Origin of the sequence: Streptomyces sp. NPDC057617 (genome assembly GCF_042800555.1) — a bacterium.
Classification (GTDB): domain Bacteria; phylum Actinomycetota; class Actinomycetes; order Streptomycetales; family Streptomycetaceae; genus Streptomyces.
This window is the reverse complement of the sequence record NZ_JBHVGV010000001.1, coordinates 709,991-726,801: the sequence shown is the minus strand read 5'-3', so window position 1 is coordinate 726,801 and position 16,811 is coordinate 709,991. Positions and strand designations below refer to the sequence as shown.

Below are 16,811 nucleotides of genomic sequence, written 5' to 3'. Positions count from 1 at the left end.
CTCGTCAGCACCACCGGCCCGTCGGTCAGAAACGGAGATAGACGTTCTTGGGCTGGGTGTATTCGAGGAGTTCCTCGATGCCTTCCTCCCGGCCGACCCCCGAGTTCTTGACGCCGCCGAAGGCGGTGCCGGGCAGGTGCGCGGCGCTGGAGTTGACCCAGAGATAACCGGTCCGCAGATCGCGGGCCGCCGCCATGGCGGTACGGAGACTGGTCGTCCAGACCGCGGCCGTCAGCCCGTACGGCAGCGCGTTCGCCTGGGCGATCGCCTCGTCGTAGCTGTCGAACGGCGCCGCGACCAGCACCGGGCCGAAGATCTCCTCGCTGAACAGCGGGCCGGTCGCGCCCGAGGGCGCGGAGAAGAGCGTGGGCGGTACGAAGAAGCCCGGGCCGTCCGGGATCTTGCCGCCGGTGATCAGTTCCAGCGCGGGATCCGCCAGGCCCGCCCGGATATAGCCCGTCACCTTGCGGTACTGGTTCGCCGAGGCCAGCGGCCCCATCTCCGTGTCGGGCAGCCGCGGGTCGCCCATCCGGATCCGGTCCATCCGCCGGCCGACCTCGCCGACCACCCGGTCGTACACCGACCGGTGGACCAGCAGCCGTGACGTCGATCCGCAGGACTGGCCCTGCCAGGTGAAGTTCATTCCCCGTACGGCACTGTCGGCGGCCTCGTCCAGATCGGCGTCCGCGAAGACGATCAGCGGGTTCTTCCCGCCGAGTTCCAGCGTGACCTTCTTGACCGCGGTGCTCGCGGCCCTGGCCTGGATCCCGCGGCCGACCACGTCCGAGCCGGTGAAGGCGATACGCGGCACATCCGGATGGGTCACCAGCCGGTCCCCGGCCACCCCGCCCAGTCCGGTGACGACATTCAGCACACCGTCCGGCACGACGGCCGCCGCCAGTTCGCCCAGCCGCAGCGCCGACAGGGAGGTCGCCTCGGCCGGTTTCAGGACCACGGAGTTGCCGGCCAGCAGCGGGGCCGCGATCCTGGCCGCGGCGAACATCAGCGGATGGTTGAACGGTACGATCCGGCCCACCACCCCGAACGGATCCCGCAGCGTGAAGTCCATCGCGTTCCGGTCGGCCATCGGGATGGTCTCGCCGCGGAGCTGGAGCGCGAGGCCCGCGAAGTAGCGGAGCTGCGCCACCGCGATCCGGACATCGTTCCGCATCATCGTCACCGGACTGCCGTAGTCCATGGTGTCGATCCAGGCCAGCTCCTCACCGTTCGCCTCGATCGCGTCGGCGAAATCCCCCAGCACGCGCGCACGGTCCGTGATGGACATGGCCGCCCAGCCCGGCGCCGCCGCGCGCGCCGCGTCGACCGCGGCATCCACATCGGTTGCGTCACCCTGGGGGAAGCGGGCGATCGTGCTCGTGTCGGCCGGGTTCACGACATCGAGCGTCGCGCCCGAGGCGGCATCGGTGAGTTCGCCGCCGATCAGCATGCGCCAGTGGCGGTCGGCGATCTCGTCGACGCCGGGGATCGTGCCCGTACCGGAGGCTTCGCCGCGTGTTCGGGTGCTCATCGGCCGTTCCTCTCCCAGAGGAGGCGGTTAACCCATTTTGCCCCTTTTTAGTACCCTGCGGTTGATGGGGCGAACCGCAACCGCACGGGGAGCCGCAGTCGCGCAAGGGAATCCGCAGTGGACCTGTACGACGTCATCGTGGTGGGTGGGGGCACGGCCGGCTGTGTGCTGGCCGCGCGGCTGTCGGAGGACGCCGCTTGCCGCGTACTCCTGCTGGAGGCCGGCAGCCGAAGGCCGCTGGAGACCGCGCCGTCGACCTGGCCGGCGCTCCAGGGGACATCGGCGGACTGGGCCGGTGTCTCGGTGACGCAGTCCGCGACCGGCACGACCATTCCCTGGCCGCGCGGGCGTGGCCTCGGCGGATCCTCCGCCATCAACGGCATGTGCTTCCTCCGCGGTCACCGCACCGGTTACGACGCGTGGCCCGCGGCCGGCGCCACCGGCTGGGGATTCGACGATCTGCTGCCGTATCTGAAGCGCAGCGAGCACGCCGAGGGGCGCGATCCTGCCGTACGGGGCGTCGGCGGACCCCTGACGGTGAGCCCCGCGGAATCACGGCATCCGGTCGCGTGGGCAGGGCTGGCGGCGGCGGCCGAGACCGGCTACCCGCTCGCGGCCGACATCAACAGCGGACTGGAGCGCGGCTTCGGCTGGGCGGATCTCAATATCGTCGGCGGCAGACGGCAGAGTGCCGCCGACGCCTATCTCGCGCCGGTGCTGCGCCGCCCCAACCTCCGGGTGGTGACGGAGGCGCTGGCCCATCGGGTCCTGGTGGAGGACGGGCGCTGTACGGGGGTGGAGTACGGCGTCGGCGCCGAGGTGTTCCGGGCCGGATGCCGGGGAGAAGTCGTGCTGACCGCGGGCACGGTGGGATCTGCGCAGCTCCTGATGCAGTCGGGCATCGGGCCGCCGGACCATCTCCGCCGGGTGGGGATCGAGGTCGTCCTGGACCTTCCCGGGGTCGGGGCGAATCTCCAGGACCACCCCCGGTCGACCGTCGTCTACAGCCCGGCGCGGACGATTCCGGCCGGGGTGAACAACCACGCGGAAGTGATCGGTCTCGTACGCGGCGACCCCGCCCAGAACGCCGCCGCCGGCCGGGACGAGCCGGATGTCCCGGGCGCGGCGGACGTACCGTACCTCCAGTTCCAGGTCATGGACATTCCGTACTACGCCCCCGCGCTGCCGCCCCGGCTGCCCGATCCCGGGCAGGGCATCTCCATCGCCTTCTCGGCGGTGGCGCCCCGCAGCCGCGGTTCCGTGCGGCTGGCCGGTGCCCAGCCGGGGACGCCGCCCCGGCTGGACCCGGACTACTACGGCGACCCCCGCGACCTGGAGGCCATGGCCGCCGCGCTGCGGATCGCCCGCGCGATCGGACGCGCCCGCGCCCTGGACACCTGGCGCGGGGAGGAGGTCCTGCCCGGGCCCGGAGTACGGGACGACGACGGCGACGCCGTACGCGCCTATCTGTACGCGAGCCTGCGGACGTACTCGCACCAGGTGGGCACCTGCAAAATCGGTACGGACGAGATGGCCGTCGTCGACACGGAGCTGAGGGTGCGCGGGATCGGCGGACTGCGGGTGGCCGACGCCTCGGTGATGCCGACGATCGTGTCCGCCAACACCGTGGCCACCGTCTTCGCGATCGCCGAACGAGCGGCGGACCTCCTCCGGCACACCCCGCAGCGGAACCGGCAGGCCCCGCGGCGGAACGCCGGCTGACGCCCGCAGCCCGCCCTTCCGCCGCGCCTCAGCCGCCCAGCGCGCTCGCCACGACCCCCTTCGCCTCCTCCTGGACCTGTCCCAGGTGGTCGGACCCGAGGAAGGACTCCGCGTAGATCTTGTAGACGTCCTCGGTGCCCGAGGGGCGGGCCGCGAACCAGGCGTTCTCGGCGATCACCTTGATACCGCCGATCGGCGCCCCGTTGCCGGGTGCCTCGGTCAGCACCGAGGTGACCGGCTCACCCGCGAGGGTGGCCGCCGTGACCTGCTCGGGCGAGAGGCGTGCCAGCACCGACTTCTCCGCCGGGGTGGCGGGCGCATCGATACGGGCGTAAGCGGGCGCTCCGAACCGGCCGGTGAGCGCCGCGTAGTGCTCGGACGGCGTACGGCCGGTGACCGCGAGGATCTCCGAGGCCAGCAGGGCCAGGATGATGCCGTCCTTGTCGGTCGTCCACACCGAGCCGTCCCGCCGCAGGAAGGACGCCCCGGCCGACTCCTCCCCGCCGAAGCCCAGCGAGCCGTCGGACAGCCCGGCCACGAACCACTTGAAACCGACGGGCACTTCGACCAGTTCGCGCCCGAGATCCGCGGCGACCCGGTCGATCATCCCGGACGACACCAGCGTCTTGCCGATGCCCGCCCCGGCCGGCCAGCGCTCGCGGTGGGCGTAGAGATAGGCGATGGCGGCGGCGAGATAGTGGTTGGGGTTCATCAGCCCGGCGTCCGGGGTGACGATGCCGTGCCGGTCGGCGTCGGCGTCGTTGCCGGTGGCGATCGCGTACTCGTCGCGCCGGTCGATCAGCGAGGCCATGGCGTACGGCGACGAGCAGTCCATCCGGATCTTCCCGTCCCAGTCCAGCGTCATGAAGCGCCACGTGGGGTCGGCCAGCGGATTGACCACGGTCAGATCGAGCCGGTGCTGCTCGGCGATCCGGCCCCAGTACGCGACCGACGCCCCGCCCAGCGGGTCCGCGCCGATCCGCACCCCGGCCGAGCGCACCGCGTCCAGGTCCAGCACGGCCGGCAGGTCGGTCACATAAGCGCCGAGGAAGTCGTACCGTCCGGTCGTCGGCGCGGCCAGGGCGCGGGCGTACGGGATCCTCCGTACGTCCTTGAGCCCGCCCGCGATGATCTCGTTGGCCCGGTCCTGGATCCAGCCGGTCGCCTCGGAACCGGCCGGGCCGCCGCTCGGCGGGTTGTACTTGAAACCTCCGTCCGCGGGCGGGTTGTGGGACGGCGTGACCACTACACCGTCGGCGAGCCCCGAGGAGCGGCCGCGGTTGTGGGCGAGGATGGCGTGCGACACGGCCGGGGTGGGGGTGAAGCCGTCCGTGCTGTCGATGAGGACGGTCACCTCGTTGGCGGCGAAGACCTCGATGGCGGTCACCCGGGCCGGCTCGGACAGTGCGTGGGTGTCGGCGCCCAGGAAGAGCGGGCCCGTGGTGCCCTGTGCGGCGCGGTACTCGCAGATCGCCTGGCTGGTCGCGGCGATGTGGGCCTCGTTGAAGGCGGTGGCGAGGGACGACCCGCGGTGCCCGGAGGTGCCGAACGCCACGCGCTGGGCCGGCTCGGCCGGGTCCGGGCGCAGTGCGTAGTACGCGGTCACCAGCCGGGCGACATCGATGAGGTCCTCCGGCCGGGCCGGCTGTCCCGCTCGTTCGTGCGGCATCTGCCCACTCCTCCAGGTCGGTTGGTGCGATCGGTTCCCCGGCCCATTTTCCCGGGCCGCCGGAGCGCGCCGCGAGCGCCCCGCCGTACCGGAGCCCCTGGCGGCGTTACGGTGTCTGCATCAGCAACATCAGCAACCGGGACCGCCGCCCGGCGCCACTGTGGCTGACCGTCGCGCCGGGCTGTGCCCCGTTGCCGTTGAATTCGGCGACCCGTCTGTCCGCCGACGAAATAAGCCCTTGGAGTCGTCGTCGAGTTCGGCGAATCGCGAGTTTCCGCCGCCGCAACTGGTCAGCCCCTTGGGGCATTCCACGCTCTGCGGTTCGTACCTGCTGGGCGCCGGACGCCGCCGGAGGCGTTGCGACCGGAAAGGTCTCGACCACTTGGACCGGACCGTACCGGTCGAGGTTTCCTCCTCAAGGGCCTTGCGGCAAAGGCCAGTTGGGGCCGGAGAGCGGTGGCCGGGCGGATCTGGCCGGCGTTGGCTCCGTAACACCTGTCACAGGCCTGTCACAGGGCCGTCCTGACACCGTCCCGGGCAGGACTCCGAGGACCGCTCCCGATGCGCCCCGGCGTCGGCTCCGGGGCCGGTCCGGGGCCCGATCACGGTTGTTCTCCCGCTGATTCGAGACGTCGAAATGTCCGGAGCGGCCCTCCGCGTGGGCAGTTGACGTGGTCATCCACCGCGTCGATCATGCTGATCAGGTCGCACTTGCGGCAGGGCCGGACACGGTCCGGCAGCCGTAACGCCTGAGGTCACGGGGGAGAGTCACAGTGGTCGCGGAGGCATGCCTCCGCCCGGCCGCCGGGACTTCACGCCCTCATGGAACGAACCGAAAGAGAAACATGCGATACCGCACCCGAGTGACGGCACCGGCGGCCGCGCTCCTCGGCACCACAGCAGCTCTCGCCCTCTCCCCGGCCGCGTCGGCCGCGGCGCGCACACGGACCGCCGAAGGCCAGGACGCCAGAGGCCTCAGAACGGGCGGGACCCCCGGCGGCGACAGCCTGGGCGACCCCGTCTACCCGGTGCTCGGCAACACCGGTTACCGCGTCTCCGCCTATCTCCTGGACTTCACCTACCGCGCCGACACCCGGCTCGTCGACGCGAGCGTCACGGTCACCGCGTACGCCACGCAGGATCTCTCCCTCTTCTCCCTCGACGCGGTCGGCTTCGAGGTCCGCCGGGTCCGGGTGGGCGGCCACGAGGCGGTCTTCGAACAGCGGCCCGAGAAGCTGGTCGTCACCCCGCCGTACCGGCTGGCGGACCGCGCGAAGTTCACCGTACGGGTCGACTACACCGCCGATCCCCGCAAGCTCCCGTTCCCGTACAACGGCTGGGTGCCCACGCCCGACGGCTTCGCGGTGGCCGGGCAGCCGGATCTCGCGCGTACGGTCTTCCCCTGCAACGACCACCCCAGCGACAAGGCCGACTTCACCTTCCGTATCACCGCGCCCGAGGCGCTGACGGCCGTGGCGACCGGTTCGCTGGTCTCCACCAGGACCGCGAACGGCACCACCACCGTCACATACCACTCGCGCGAGCCGCTCGCCACCGAGCTGATCCAGGTCACCGTGGGCGACTACCAGGTGATCGAGCGGCCCGGCCCGAGCGGGCTGCGGCTGCGCGATGTCGTACCGACCGCACGGGCCGCGGCACTTGAGCCGGCTCTCTCTCTGACGCCCAATCAGATCACCTGGCTGGAGCAGCGGCTGGGCCGCTTCCCCCTGGAGACGTACGGCATCCTCCCGGCCAACACCGACGATCCGAACGCCTTCGACTTCACCGGTCTGGAGACCCAGACTCTCACCATCTACAAGCCGAACTACCTTCTCCAGGCGGAGAATCTGATCGGCTCGCACATGATGCACGAGCTGGTCCACACCTGGTTCGGCAATCTCGTCTCGCCCGCCACCTGGGCCGACCTCTGGCTCAACGAGGGGCACGCGGACTACTACGGGCTGCTGTACCGGTACGAGCGCGGCTGGCCCGACTCGATCGGCCTGACCAGCATGGAAGCCCGGATGAAGGACGTCTACTCGCGGGGCGACCAGTGGCGCCAGGACGCGGGCCCGGTCGCCTCGCCCACGGCGGCCACCCTCTTCCACAGCCAGCGCTACACCGGCGGCGTGCTGGTGCTGTACGCGCTGTGGACGCTGGTCGGCGAGGAGGTCTTCAGCCGTATCGAGCACACCTTCCTCGACCGGTACCGCAACAGCCACGCGTCCACCGACCAGTACATCGCGGTGGCCTCCGAGGTGTCGGGGCAGGACCTGACCGGCTTCCTCACCGAGTGGCTGTACGGCACGAAGACGCCCAGGATGCCCGGACACCCGGACTGGACCGTCACCCCGCCCACGGGCTCCACCGCCCGCCGTCAGCTCCTCCGCGCCCCGAAGGACCAGGGCAGCGCGACGCTCTCGTAGCGCAAGGACGCCGGGGCCCGGACACCGTCCGGGTTCCCGGCACCGTAAGTCATCGGACGCGGGCTAGAACGGCGAGCGCGCTCCCACGTGGTGGTGGCCGGCCGCGACCGATTCGAGGACCGGCCGCCAGTCGTCCAGGATCCCCGCGTCCAAACCGACGGCCCTGCCTTCCTCGTCGGCCCGGCGCAGTCGTACCGCGTCCTCGGCCATCGGGTCGAGCGCGAAGGCCTCCGCCTCCGCCCGGGTCATCGGCCCGCCCTGGCGCAGCAGGGTCCGCGCGCTGTGCTCGGGGAGCGTGTGCCACGGCTCCATCGCGGCCAGATACCGCTTCGCGGACACATGGAGCTGTACGAGCCTGGCCACCCGGTGGCCGAGCAGCGGGCGTACGGCGTCGGCGGCCCGGCCGGCGTGCCCCACGTCGTCACCGGGCAGCAGGAGATGGCCGAGATCGTGGACCAGACCCGCGATCTGGAGTTCCTTGTCGGCGGGGTGACGGCGGCGCAGCAGGGCGGCCGTCTGCAGGGCGTGCTCATGGAGATCGACGGACTCGGCGCCGCCGCCGGGGAAGTCCCGGACGCCCCGGCACGCGTGGAGGAGATCCATCAGCTCGTCGACCGAGTTCGCAGCCATGGTGGCCCTTTCCCGTTCTGAAACGTCCGCCGTCGCCAACTGCCCCCGCCCTGCCGAGGAGATCACGAAGGGGTGAACGGGCCGCCGGACGGAGCGTTGAACACGTGGCGAACAAAAGCCGTCAGCCCGTGGCCTGCGCGGCGGCGCGGGCCGCCGGAAAAATGGAGCACTCTTTGTTCAGTGTTCTACTGTGCGGCGACTCGGCATACGGCACGCTGAGAGCATGAACGCTGCCAGACATGCCGGCGAACGGCTGATGACCTGGCCGGGTCTCAGCGGTGGCCGGGCCTATTGCGGCACAGATTCCTGCGTACGCGCGGGAACACGGGACATCGTCCACTTCCACGGCGAAAACGAAGCGGATGTGCACCTCACCCACGCCATGATCGCCAAGCTCCGCCCCGCGCTCAAGAGGTCCACCGCCCTCCGGTTGCGTGCCGGATGCGGCTGGGTGACCGTACGGCTCGACACCGGCGCCGACATCGATCTGCTGGCCACTCTGGTCAGCGCGGCGCTGCTGGCCGCGGGGGCGCTGCCCGAGGTGGACGGAACGGAGGCCCTGAGCGATCCGTGCACGCGGCAGCGCGCGCTCTCCTCCTCGCACTGACGGCCGTCCGACGGCCGTTTCTTGCCGCCGCTGTCGCGTACCGGCGCGGATGCGGGATCTGCGGATGCGGGATCGCCGGGCAGCGGTGAAGGTGGACATGAGTCCGTTCCGAGCGAGGAGCCGAACATGTCGATGCTCGACAAACTGAAGGGCCTCATCAAGGGGCATGAGGGCGCGGTCCGCCAGGGGGTGGAGAAGGCCGGCGACGCGGTCGACCGGAAGACCGGGAACAAGTACCAGTCACAGGTCGACACCGCGCAGAAGAAGATCAACGAGCGGCTCGGCACCGACAAGCCGCCGTCGTCCGGCCCTCGGCCGCCCAACTCCTGACGTGCCGTCGGATGTCCTGACCGCCAACTGCCCTTCTCCGTAGCGGCCGTTCATGACGTGCTCTGCGCGCCCGTCCCTTGCGCGCCCGTCCTGGGCCGTTCGAGAGCCGCCCGTACCATCGCCGCGGCGAAGACGGCGGGATCGGTGTGACCGGTCAGCCGGGCCAGCGCCCCGGGCTCGTCGGGGAGTCCGCGCCTGCGCGCTCCCTGGAGAGCCTTCTTGTCCAGATACGGGGCGACCTCCGGCCAGACGCCCTGGACCTCGCGCAGAAAGATGTCCACGCCGACCGGGCCCAGCCCTGGCACCTGGCGCAGCAGTGAGCGCAGTCTGTCGATGTTCCCGCCCGCCTCGGCGCGGAGGCGGCGCAGATCGCCGTGGTACTTGTCGAGCAGCAGCTCGGCGCCCGCGCCGAGCTGGGCGGAGGTGCGCTCGTCGTAACGGCGGTAGCCGCCCCTGCCCAGCGCGTCCACCCGCTCCTGCCAGGTGGCGTCCGCCATCCGCCGCGCGTCGCGGAACCCGGCCTCGGAGAGCGCGCGGGAACTGGCGACCGCGGTGTCACTGCGGATCCGCGCGCTCAACAGACAGGACAGCACCAGCAGTTGGTAGAGCGGCTGGGGTGTGTCACGGAGATGGATGTGCGCCTGGTCGGCGTAGGTCCGGCCATGGGTGGCGAGCAGCTTTCGTACGGTCTCGCGATCGCTGGTGTCCGGCACGACGCGCCTCCTCCGTGCGGCGGATGTCGCGGGCACCGGCTCCGGTCCCTCCCCGCCCGGGCCGTGGAGCCCCGCACTTCCATTGTGACTCCGGGCGCCGCCGGTCGCATCGTCCGGACACCACGGCGACACGGCGCGCACACGACGGCGACACCGCGCGCGTTCGAACATTGAACCGGAAGCGCTTTCTGTCCGTGTCCATCTATGTCATGGGCACGACTATCGTCGTCACGAGAGGGTCCAACCCGCAATGAACAGACCGGTGTTACCCCTTCGCGCTCCCGGCGCGATCGCCGTCATCACCCTCGCTCTCGCGCTCGCCACCGTTCTCGCGGCACCCACCGCCACCGCCGCCCGTCCCGCCACCACCTCCGTGGTCACCTGGGGCGCCAGCGCCGACCGGCTGGACGCCGCCGTCTCCGACCGCAGCCACCGGATCGTCGTGCACACCAGTGCCGGCGGCAGCGCGCTGCGGATCCGGCTCTCCAACGCCTTCGGCGAACAGCCGGTGACCTTCGGCCGCGCCTACGCCGGCGTACGGGCCTCCGGCGCCGCCGTGGCCCCCGGCACCAACCGCGCGCTGTCCTTCGGCGGCGCCGCCTCCGTCACCGTGCCGCCGGGCGGCTCCGTCTACAGCGACCCGCTGCCGGGCACCGTACGCCCGCAGTCCGATCTCGCGATCAGTGTGTACGTACAGAACGCGGCCGGTACGGCCACCGGCCACCGGATGGGGCACCAGACCTCGTACATCGCGCCCGCCGGTGACCACACGGCCGCGGAGGCCGCCACCGCGTACACCCAGCAGACCGGCTTCCGCTACTACCTCGACGCGGTCGTGGTCGACGCGCCGCGCGGCACCGGGGCGGTCGTGGCGCTGGGTGACTCGATCACCGACGGCGCCAGCTCGACCGCGAACACCAACCGCCGCTGGCCCGACTTCCTCGCGGGCCGGCTGGGCGCCGACCCCGGCACCACGCTCAAGGGCGTCGCCAACGAGGGGATCTCCGGCAACAAGGTGCTCTCGGACGGCGCCGGGGTCAGCGCGCTGAAGCGGCTGGACCGGGACGTCCTGTCGCAGCGCGGCCTGCGTACGGTGATCCTGCTCGAAGGCGTCAACGACATCAAGGCCAACCCCGCGCCCACGGCCGCCCAACTCATCGACGGATACCGGCAGATCATCGACCGGAGCCATGCCGCCGGTGTCTGTGTGGTCGGCGCGACCGTCATGCCGTACGAGGGCTGGGGGGAGTGGAACGCCGGCGGTGAGGCGGTCCGCCAGCAGGTCAACTCCTTCATCCGCGGCGGGGCGTTCGACGCGGTCGTCGACTTCGACGCGGTGGTCAAGGACCCGGCGGCCCCGGCGAAGATCCTGCCCGCGTACGACAGCGGGGACCATCTCCACCCGAACGACGCGGGGATGAAGGTCATGGCCGACGCCATCGATCTGGCCGGCCTGCGCTGCAACCGGTAACACCCTTGGTGCGCCAGGGGGTCGGGGGCCTTCCACCGCGGAGCTCTCCCGCCTCCTGGCGCACCCGCTGCCGCCGGTGGTCAGCCCAGCAGCCGCAGGGAGGTCGGGGATCTGCCCACACGGACGGTCTGACCCCATGTCAGCTCCAGGGCATCGCTCTCCATCCCGTCCCCAAAGGCGACCAGCCGGTCCGACTCGACGGTGAGCCGCAGCCGTTCCGTGGCGGTCAGCACCCCTTCCACCAGCGAGGTGCCGGTGGCCGGGGAGGGCCAGGCCTCCCGTACGTACCAGAGCAGCCGGGGCTCCGCCGGGCCCGGGAGCGGCGGCCCGCCACCCCGTTCGCGCCGCAGTGAGCCGAGCCAGCCGGTGGCGCCCGTACCGGTGCCGACCAGCACCCCCGACGACGCCTGGGCCTCGGCCGGAGCGCTCTCGTCGTCGGGGCCGAGACGGTAGCGGGCGGTCTGGTGGCCCGGTCGGCCGAGATAGATCTCGTTCAGCGCGAGCAGCCGCTGGGCGTCGTCGGTGACCGCCTCCACCATGGTCAGTTCGTCCACGGAGCCGGCGCCGGCGGTGGCCGCCCGCAGCAGCGCGGGCGCGTCGGCGGCGCGGTGGCGCACCAGCACACCGGGGTTGCGCCCGGGGTCCGTGTCGATGCCCACCACCGGCTGGCCGGACAGATACTTGGCCGCGTTGGCGACCAGACCGTCCTGGCCCACCACGACCACCACATCCTCGGGAGCGAAGAGGAACCGGTCCAGATCGGCGCGCTCCACCCGGGCCTGCCGCCACAGCGGAGGCACCGCCGCCGCCACCTCGGCCAGCGCCCGGCGCGCCCGGTGGTGCCGCTCCGCGACCTCCTCCACGGACCGGCCGCGCGAGGAGAGGAAGAAGGCGGCCTGGCCGTGGGTGCCGTGCCGGGCGAGCAGCTCCTCGTACTCACTGGTGCGGTGCACCAGCACCGCGCGCGGCGCCAGGCTCACGCCTCGTCCACGCCGGGGCGGCCCAGCCTGGCCAGCAGACCGGTGAGCACGTCGGGGGAGAGGGTGACGCTCTCGACGCGCGGCAGGTTCTCGGCGAGGCGGGTGGCGGCCAGCGCGTGCAGGGTGGCGGCCTCGACCTCGGCGTGCACCCGGAGCCAGGCGGACTGGGCGGCGGCGCGTGCCTCGCCCGTCTCGCGCGCGGCCTCGGCCCCGGCCCTGGCGAGCCGTACGGTACGGAGGGCCTCGGCCTCCGCCCGTATCGCGTCGGCGGCGGCACTCTCCTCGGCCTCGCGGCGGGCGTTGGTGCCGTGCTGCTCGACCAGCCGCTCCTCCCTGCGGGCCAGTTCGATCCTGCTCGCGAGTTCGTTCTCGGCGATGGTCCGCTCGCGCTCGACGGCCACGGCCCTGCGCTCATAGGTGGCGCGGTCCGCCTCCTGCTGGATCTGCTCGCGGGCGGGGGTACGCAGCGCGCGCTCCACCTCGGGCTCGGGGCGGATGGCGACGACGCGTACGGCCACCACCTCGATCCCGGTGGCGGGCAGCCGCGGTTCCGTGCCGAGGCCCTCGGAGATCCGCTCGCGCACCGACGCCACACCGTCCGAGAGAGCCGCCGAGAGCGGGGTACGGGCCAGTACGTCGAGGGCGTGCTGCTGAGCGGTCTCGGTGAGCAGGGTGGCGATCTGCTCCAGCGGCGCGCCGCGCCAGGCGCCGGTGTCCGGGTCGATGGAGAAGTCGATACGGGTGGCGGCGGTGGCGGGTTCGCTGATCCGGTAGGTCACGGTGGACTGCACCGTGACGTCCTGGAAGTCGGCGGTACGCGCGTGGAAGGCCATCGCCAACTCGCGGTCGTCGACCGGGACTTCGGAGAGCGCGGCGGTGAGCGCACGGAACCAGAAGCTCAGCCCGGGGCCGTCGTGGACGAGCTTGCCGCGCCGGTGGTGGCGGACATGGGCGGTGGGCGCGGAGCGGAGATGGCGCCGGCCGAAGCGGCGGGTGATGTCGGCCATGGAAAGGGACCCCCTCTTTTTCGTCATGGCGACGATATTGGGCCGGTCTGTTTATCGTCAAGGTGACGTGAGTGGGTGGCCGGCCTGGCATGTGCGACCCGTACGGCCCAGCAACGCTGCCCCTTGGTGCGACGGGCCGCCGAGAGTGGAGTCGTACGTCCGTACCCCCTTGGTCATCTCTCGACGTCGATTCCCCCGATCTTCCGGAGCCCGCCATGACGACCTGTGTGAACCGTCACGACCTCGGTCTGCTCGCCCTGCGGCTCGGCATCGGAGCCGTGCTTGTCGCCCATGGCAGCCAGAAACTCTTCGGCTGGTTCGGCGGCGGCGGGATCGAGGGGACCGCACAGGGCATGGAGGCGATGGGCTACCGGCCCGGCAAACCCAGCGCGGTGGCCTCCGGACTCGCCGAGGCCGGCGGCGGTCTGCTGCTGGCGCTGGGGCTGGCCGCCCCGGCGGCCGGAGCGGCGGCGGCCGGCGGGATGGCGGGGGCATCGGCGGTGCATGTGCCCAACGGCTTCTTCGGCCAGTCGGGCGGCTTCGAATTCCCCGGCTTCCTCGGCTGGACGGCGGCGTCCCTCGGCCTCATGGGCGCGGGCCGCTACTCCCTGGACCACGCCACCCGCCACTGCCTGGACCGGCCCTGGATGGTCCCGGCGGCCTTCGCGGTCAGCGCGGCGGCGGCGGCCGCGGTCATCGGGAAACGGGCGAAGGCGATGGCGGCGTCCCGGGAGTCCGAGGAGCCCGCCCTGAACGGTGCCTGACCGGTGGACGGGCGTGGCCTATGACTTCGTCGGCTGCGCCGTCGGTTCCCGCAGGCGTTCCATCGCGACGAGTGCCACGTCGTCCTGCAGTTGGCCGTTCACATGCTCCAGCAGGTCCTTCATCAGAACGTCCAGGAGCTGATCGGGTTCGCACCAGCGCAGTCGGCCGACACGGTCGTACGCCGGGTAGAACGTGCCGGTGGCATCGCGGGCTTCGAGCAGGCCGTCGGTGTGGAGCAGGAGTGTTTCCCCGGGCTCCAGCCGGAAGACATCGAGGTGGTATTCCTCGGCCGGGCCGGCCAGGCCGAGGGGCGGCGCGGGCTGTGCCGAGCGCAGGGTCTCGGCCGGGCCGCCACGGGAGCGAAGGGGCGGCGGGTGGCCGCAACTGATCATCCGGACCACAGGGAGGTCGTCGGGCACCTCGACCAGCAGGACGGTGATGAACCGTTCACCGCTGTCGCGGTCGGCCGCGCTGACCTCCTTGAGATGCCTGCGGACACTGCCTTCCAGCGAGGCGACCAGCTCCGGCAGGGTGGCGGCCCGGTGCGCGGCCTCCCGGAAGGCTCCCAGCACCGTGGCGGCGTCGTCGACCGCCGGAAGCCCGTGGCCCCGTACATCCCCGATGATGAGCCGGACCGCGTCCGGGATCCGTGCCACCGCGTACAGATCGCCGCCGATCTGTGCCTGGGCCGCCGCCGAGCGGTACACCGACGCGATCCGCAGCCGTCCGATCCGGCGGGGAAGAGGGCGCAGCACCGCGCGCTGCACCGTGTCGGAGACGGACCGGACCTGGTTGAACGCCTTCGTGTCCAGCCCGCGCAGATACCAGAAGAGCAGGACCAGGCCGCAGACCACGAGCTGATCGATCACATGGATGGGCAGGATCGCCGAGTTCAGCAGGCCGTCCCGGATGTCCAGAGAGACCCCGGCCACACACGAGACCGATGTGATGACCCCCGTGACACCGGGGCCCGCGAGTCCCGCGGTCATCGCGGGGACGGCCACCAGGAGCGAGGCGAGATGGATCTCGGGAGGAACGAGGAAACCCGTCACCGTGACCGTGCACAGCACGGCCACCGGAAGCAACTTGGGCGCCTGCGACAGCGATCTCATGACCGCCGACTGCTGGGCCGCCGTACCGCCGGGCATCCGCAAACGGCTGGTTGTGGCAGCCTCGATGAGCCGCGCCAGACCGGCGGGGATATGTTTCGGCTTCATCCGGCGGAGTGCTTCCATGGCTTGCCTGTGCTTGAGCGGTGTGTCCGACGGGCGACAGACGTTCGCGGGCGCTGCCGGTGTCCGGTGCTTCCCTGCGGCCCAGGTCCGGCCGTGATTGGTGAAGGATAGTACAGAAATGCACTTTTCCGGGTTATATTCCGCAGGCTGGACGCCCATGTCGGTCCCGGCGACCGCGTGGTCGCACCGATTCAGGGAGAGCACTCTCATGTCAGATCTCGACATCCGCGACAACCGGTCCGAGGGCCGGCTGGAGGCGTACCAGGACGGACGGGTGGTCGGCTCGATCGTCTATCTCACGCTCGACGCCGCCGACGTCCCGCCCGCGCTGGTCGCGGTGCACACCGTGGTGGAGCAGGGGCACGAGGGCAAGGGCATCGCGGGCGCGCTGGTGCGGGAGCTGTACGCGATGGCCGGGCGCGAGGGCGTCCCCGTCGTGCCGGTCTGCCCGTACGCCGCGCGGTGGGCCCAGCGCCATCCCGAGGAGGCCCCGGCGGCCCCGGCCGATGTGGTCAGGGCCGCCACGGAGGGACTCAAGGACGCTCTGGACTCCCGTGAGGGCGAAGGCCAGGACGGAGGAGGCGCGGGCGCCTGACCGATGCCGCTGTCCGTTCCGGCGTGCTTTGCCCGGTCAGGTGGAGAATGCCGGTCGCGGTACTAGCATCGCGATCATGCTGACTCTGCTCCATACCTCCCCGGTCCATGTCCCGGTCTTCGACGCCCTGCGGGACACGGAACACCCCGGACTCGCCCTCCGCCATGTCGTCGACGAGTCCCTGCTCACCAGGGCGCGGGCCGAGGGCCCGGAATCCGTGGCCCAGGACATCGCGGCGGCGCTCGCCCCCGCCGTTGCCGAGGGCACGACCGCCGTGCTCTGCACCTGCTCGACCATCGGCGAGGTCGCGGAGAAGACCAGCGCGGTCCTCGGTGTGCCCGTGCTGCGGGTCGACCGGCCGATGGCCGCAGCCGCTGCCGCGGCCGGCCGGGTCGTCGTGGTCGCCGCGCTGGAGAGCACACTGGAACCGACGGCCGCGCTGATCCGCCAGGAGGCGGCGGGGCGCCCGGTCGATCTGCGCATGGTGCTGGTCGAGGGCGCCTGGGAGCGCTTCGAGGCGGGCGACCGCGACGCCTATCTGGACATGGTGGCCGCCGCGGTCGACGGGGTCTCCGGAGCGGATGTGGTCGTACTGGCCCAGGCCTCGATGGCCGACGCGGCCGACCGTACGACCTGCGCGATCCCGGTGTTCTCCAGCCCGCGCCCGGGACTGAACGCCGCGGCCGCGGCCGCCGCCGCGATCTGACGCCGGTCCGGCCGGGCGGTACGGAAAACCTCCCGGGTGCCCCCAGCGACACCGCGCGTTCGCCGGGCGCGCACCGGTGGCGGAGCGCGCGTGGACCCGGCGCGCGGGGGCACGCGCACCGGGAGAGAGTGAGAACGCAGGACGCCCGCACTCCTGGAGGCAAGGCCATGACCAGCCCGAACCCCGACCCCGTACACCCCGACCCGGTACCGCCCACGCCCACCCCGCGGCCCGGACCACCGGGCCCCGGGCCCGACCCGGTGCCACCGGCGCCGCCGCCGATGCCCACACCGCCGCCGCACCCGACGCCCCCGCCCGGCCCCGGTCCCGTACCCACGCCGGACCCGATCCCGAGCCCGCCGCCACCGGGCCCCGGCCCCGTACCGCCGCCGGAGCCGGAACCCTCACCCGGGCCGCTGGGACGGCG

15 protein-coding genes and 1 pseudogene are annotated in these 16,811 nt (G+C 72.0%); 8 read left to right on the top strand and 8 right to left on the bottom strand.

Annotated elements, in window-relative coordinates; translation table 11 throughout:
• Positions 1 to 25: 25 nt before the first annotated feature.
• Entirely contained in the window at positions 26 to 1,528 is a 1,503-nt protein-coding gene (locus ACFU9P_RS03305; protein ID WP_384077501.1) for an aldehyde dehydrogenase family protein, read from the bottom strand.
• Between the two features lie 117 nt (positions 1,529 to 1,645).
• On the opposite strand from ACFU9P_RS03305, the gene ACFU9P_RS03300 reads away from it, so the two are divergent.
• Positions 1,646 to 3,250, top strand: coding sequence for a GMC family oxidoreductase (locus ACFU9P_RS03300; RefSeq protein WP_384077500.1), 1,605 nt, complete (start codon positions 1,646 to 1,648; stop codon positions 3,248 to 3,250).
• 28 nt (positions 3,251 to 3,278) lie between these two features.
• On the opposite strand, the gene pgm is transcribed toward ACFU9P_RS03300, so the two are convergent.
• Both pgm and ACFU9P_RS03290 read right to left on the bottom strand, forming a co-directional pair.
• A complete protein-coding gene (pgm, locus tag ACFU9P_RS03295; RefSeq protein ID WP_384077498.1) occupies positions 3,279 to 4,919 on the bottom strand; it encodes a phosphoglucomutase (alpha-D-glucose-1,6-bisphosphate-dependent) in 1,641 nt (546 codons plus the stop codon).
• Between the two features lie 234 nt (positions 4,920 to 5,153).
• Positions 5,154 to 5,246, bottom strand: a pseudogene (locus ACFU9P_RS03290) (chitin-binding protein); the annotation flags it as partial.
• Positions 5,247 to 5,764: 518 nt separating this feature from the next.
• Between ACFU9P_RS03290 and ACFU9P_RS03285 the strand changes: the two are divergent.
• The gene (locus ACFU9P_RS03285) at positions 5,765 to 7,345 is read left to right on the top strand and encodes a M1 family metallopeptidase (protein WP_384077496.1); all 1,581 of its coding nucleotides are present in this window, start codon (positions 5,765 to 5,767) and stop codon (positions 7,343 to 7,345) included.
• 63 nt (positions 7,346 to 7,408) lie between these two features.
• Here ACFU9P_RS03285 and ACFU9P_RS03280 read toward each other — a convergent pair whose 3' ends face one another.
• Entirely contained in the window at positions 7,409 to 7,975 is a 567-nt protein-coding gene (locus ACFU9P_RS03280; protein ID WP_376374669.1) for an inositol oxygenase family protein, read from the bottom strand.
• Between the two features lie 223 nt (positions 7,976 to 8,198).
• Here ACFU9P_RS03280 and ACFU9P_RS03275 point away from each other — a divergent pair, with 223 nt between their 5' ends.
• Both ACFU9P_RS03275 and ACFU9P_RS03270 read left to right on the top strand, forming a co-directional pair.
• Entirely contained in the window at positions 8,199 to 8,582 is a 384-nt protein-coding gene (locus ACFU9P_RS03275) for a luciferase family protein (protein ID WP_376374672.1), read from the top strand.
• 126 nt (positions 8,583 to 8,708) lie between these two features.
• The gene (locus tag ACFU9P_RS03270; protein ID WP_376374675.1) at positions 8,709 to 8,912 is read left to right on the top strand and encodes an antitoxin; all 204 of its coding nucleotides are present in this window, start codon (positions 8,709 to 8,711) and stop codon (positions 8,910 to 8,912) included.
• A 50-nt stretch (positions 8,913 to 8,962) separates the two neighbouring features.
• Here the strand turns inward: ACFU9P_RS03270 and ACFU9P_RS03265 are convergent, their stop codons facing one another.
• Positions 8,963 to 9,625: an endonuclease gene (locus tag ACFU9P_RS03265; protein WP_384077494.1), complete on the bottom strand. Its 663-nt coding sequence runs from the start codon at positions 9,623 to 9,625 to the stop codon at positions 8,963 to 8,965.
• A gap of 250 nt (positions 9,626 to 9,875) precedes the next feature.
• Here ACFU9P_RS03265 and ACFU9P_RS03260 point away from each other — a divergent pair, with 250 nt between their 5' ends.
• On the top strand, positions 9,876 to 11,096 hold the full coding sequence (locus tag ACFU9P_RS03260) for an SGNH/GDSL hydrolase family protein (RefSeq protein WP_384077492.1): 1,221 nt from the start codon (positions 9,876 to 9,878) through the stop codon (positions 11,094 to 11,096).
• 80 nt (positions 11,097 to 11,176) lie between these two features.
• On the opposite strand, the gene ACFU9P_RS03255 is transcribed toward ACFU9P_RS03260, so the two are convergent.
• Together ACFU9P_RS03255 and ACFU9P_RS03250 are read right to left on the bottom strand one after the other, a co-directional pair.
• Positions 11,177 to 12,076 (bottom strand): hypothetical protein, encoded by a 900-nt coding sequence (locus ACFU9P_RS03255; RefSeq protein WP_384077490.1) that lies wholly within the window; start codon positions 12,074 to 12,076, stop codon positions 11,177 to 11,179.
• Positions 12,073 to 13,083 carry an SPFH domain-containing protein gene (locus ACFU9P_RS03250; RefSeq protein WP_384077488.1) on the bottom strand — a complete coding sequence of 337 codons (1,011 nt, stop codon included), beginning with the start codon at positions 13,081 to 13,083 and terminating at the stop codon, positions 12,073 to 12,075. The genes ACFU9P_RS03255 and ACFU9P_RS03250 overlap by 4 nt, the downstream gene beginning before the upstream one ends.
• Positions 13,084 to 13,298: 215 nt before the next feature.
• On the opposite strand from ACFU9P_RS03250, the gene ACFU9P_RS03245 reads away from it, so the two are divergent.
• A complete protein-coding gene (locus ACFU9P_RS03245; protein ID WP_384077486.1) occupies positions 13,299 to 13,847 on the top strand; it encodes a DoxX family protein in 549 nt (182 codons plus the stop codon).
• A gap of 18 nt (positions 13,848 to 13,865) precedes the next feature.
• Here the strand turns inward: ACFU9P_RS03245 and ACFU9P_RS03240 are convergent, their stop codons facing one another.
• Complete coding sequence (locus tag ACFU9P_RS03240) at positions 13,866 to 15,065, bottom strand: PP2C family protein-serine/threonine phosphatase (RefSeq protein WP_384077484.1); 1,200 nt, start codon at positions 15,063 to 15,065, stop codon at positions 13,866 to 13,868.
• 226 nt (positions 15,066 to 15,291) lie between these two features.
• Between ACFU9P_RS03240 and ACFU9P_RS03235 the strand changes: the two genes are divergently transcribed.
• On the top strand, positions 15,292 to 15,678 hold the full coding sequence (locus ACFU9P_RS03235; protein WP_384077481.1) for a GNAT family N-acetyltransferase: 387 nt from the start codon (positions 15,292 to 15,294) through the stop codon (positions 15,676 to 15,678).
• Between the two features lie 76 nt (positions 15,679 to 15,754).
• Positions 15,755 to 16,384, top strand: coding sequence for an aspartate/glutamate racemase family protein (locus ACFU9P_RS03230; RefSeq protein WP_384077479.1), 630 nt, complete (start codon positions 15,755 to 15,757; stop codon positions 16,382 to 16,384).
• Positions 16,385 to 16,811: the final 427 nt, after the last annotated feature.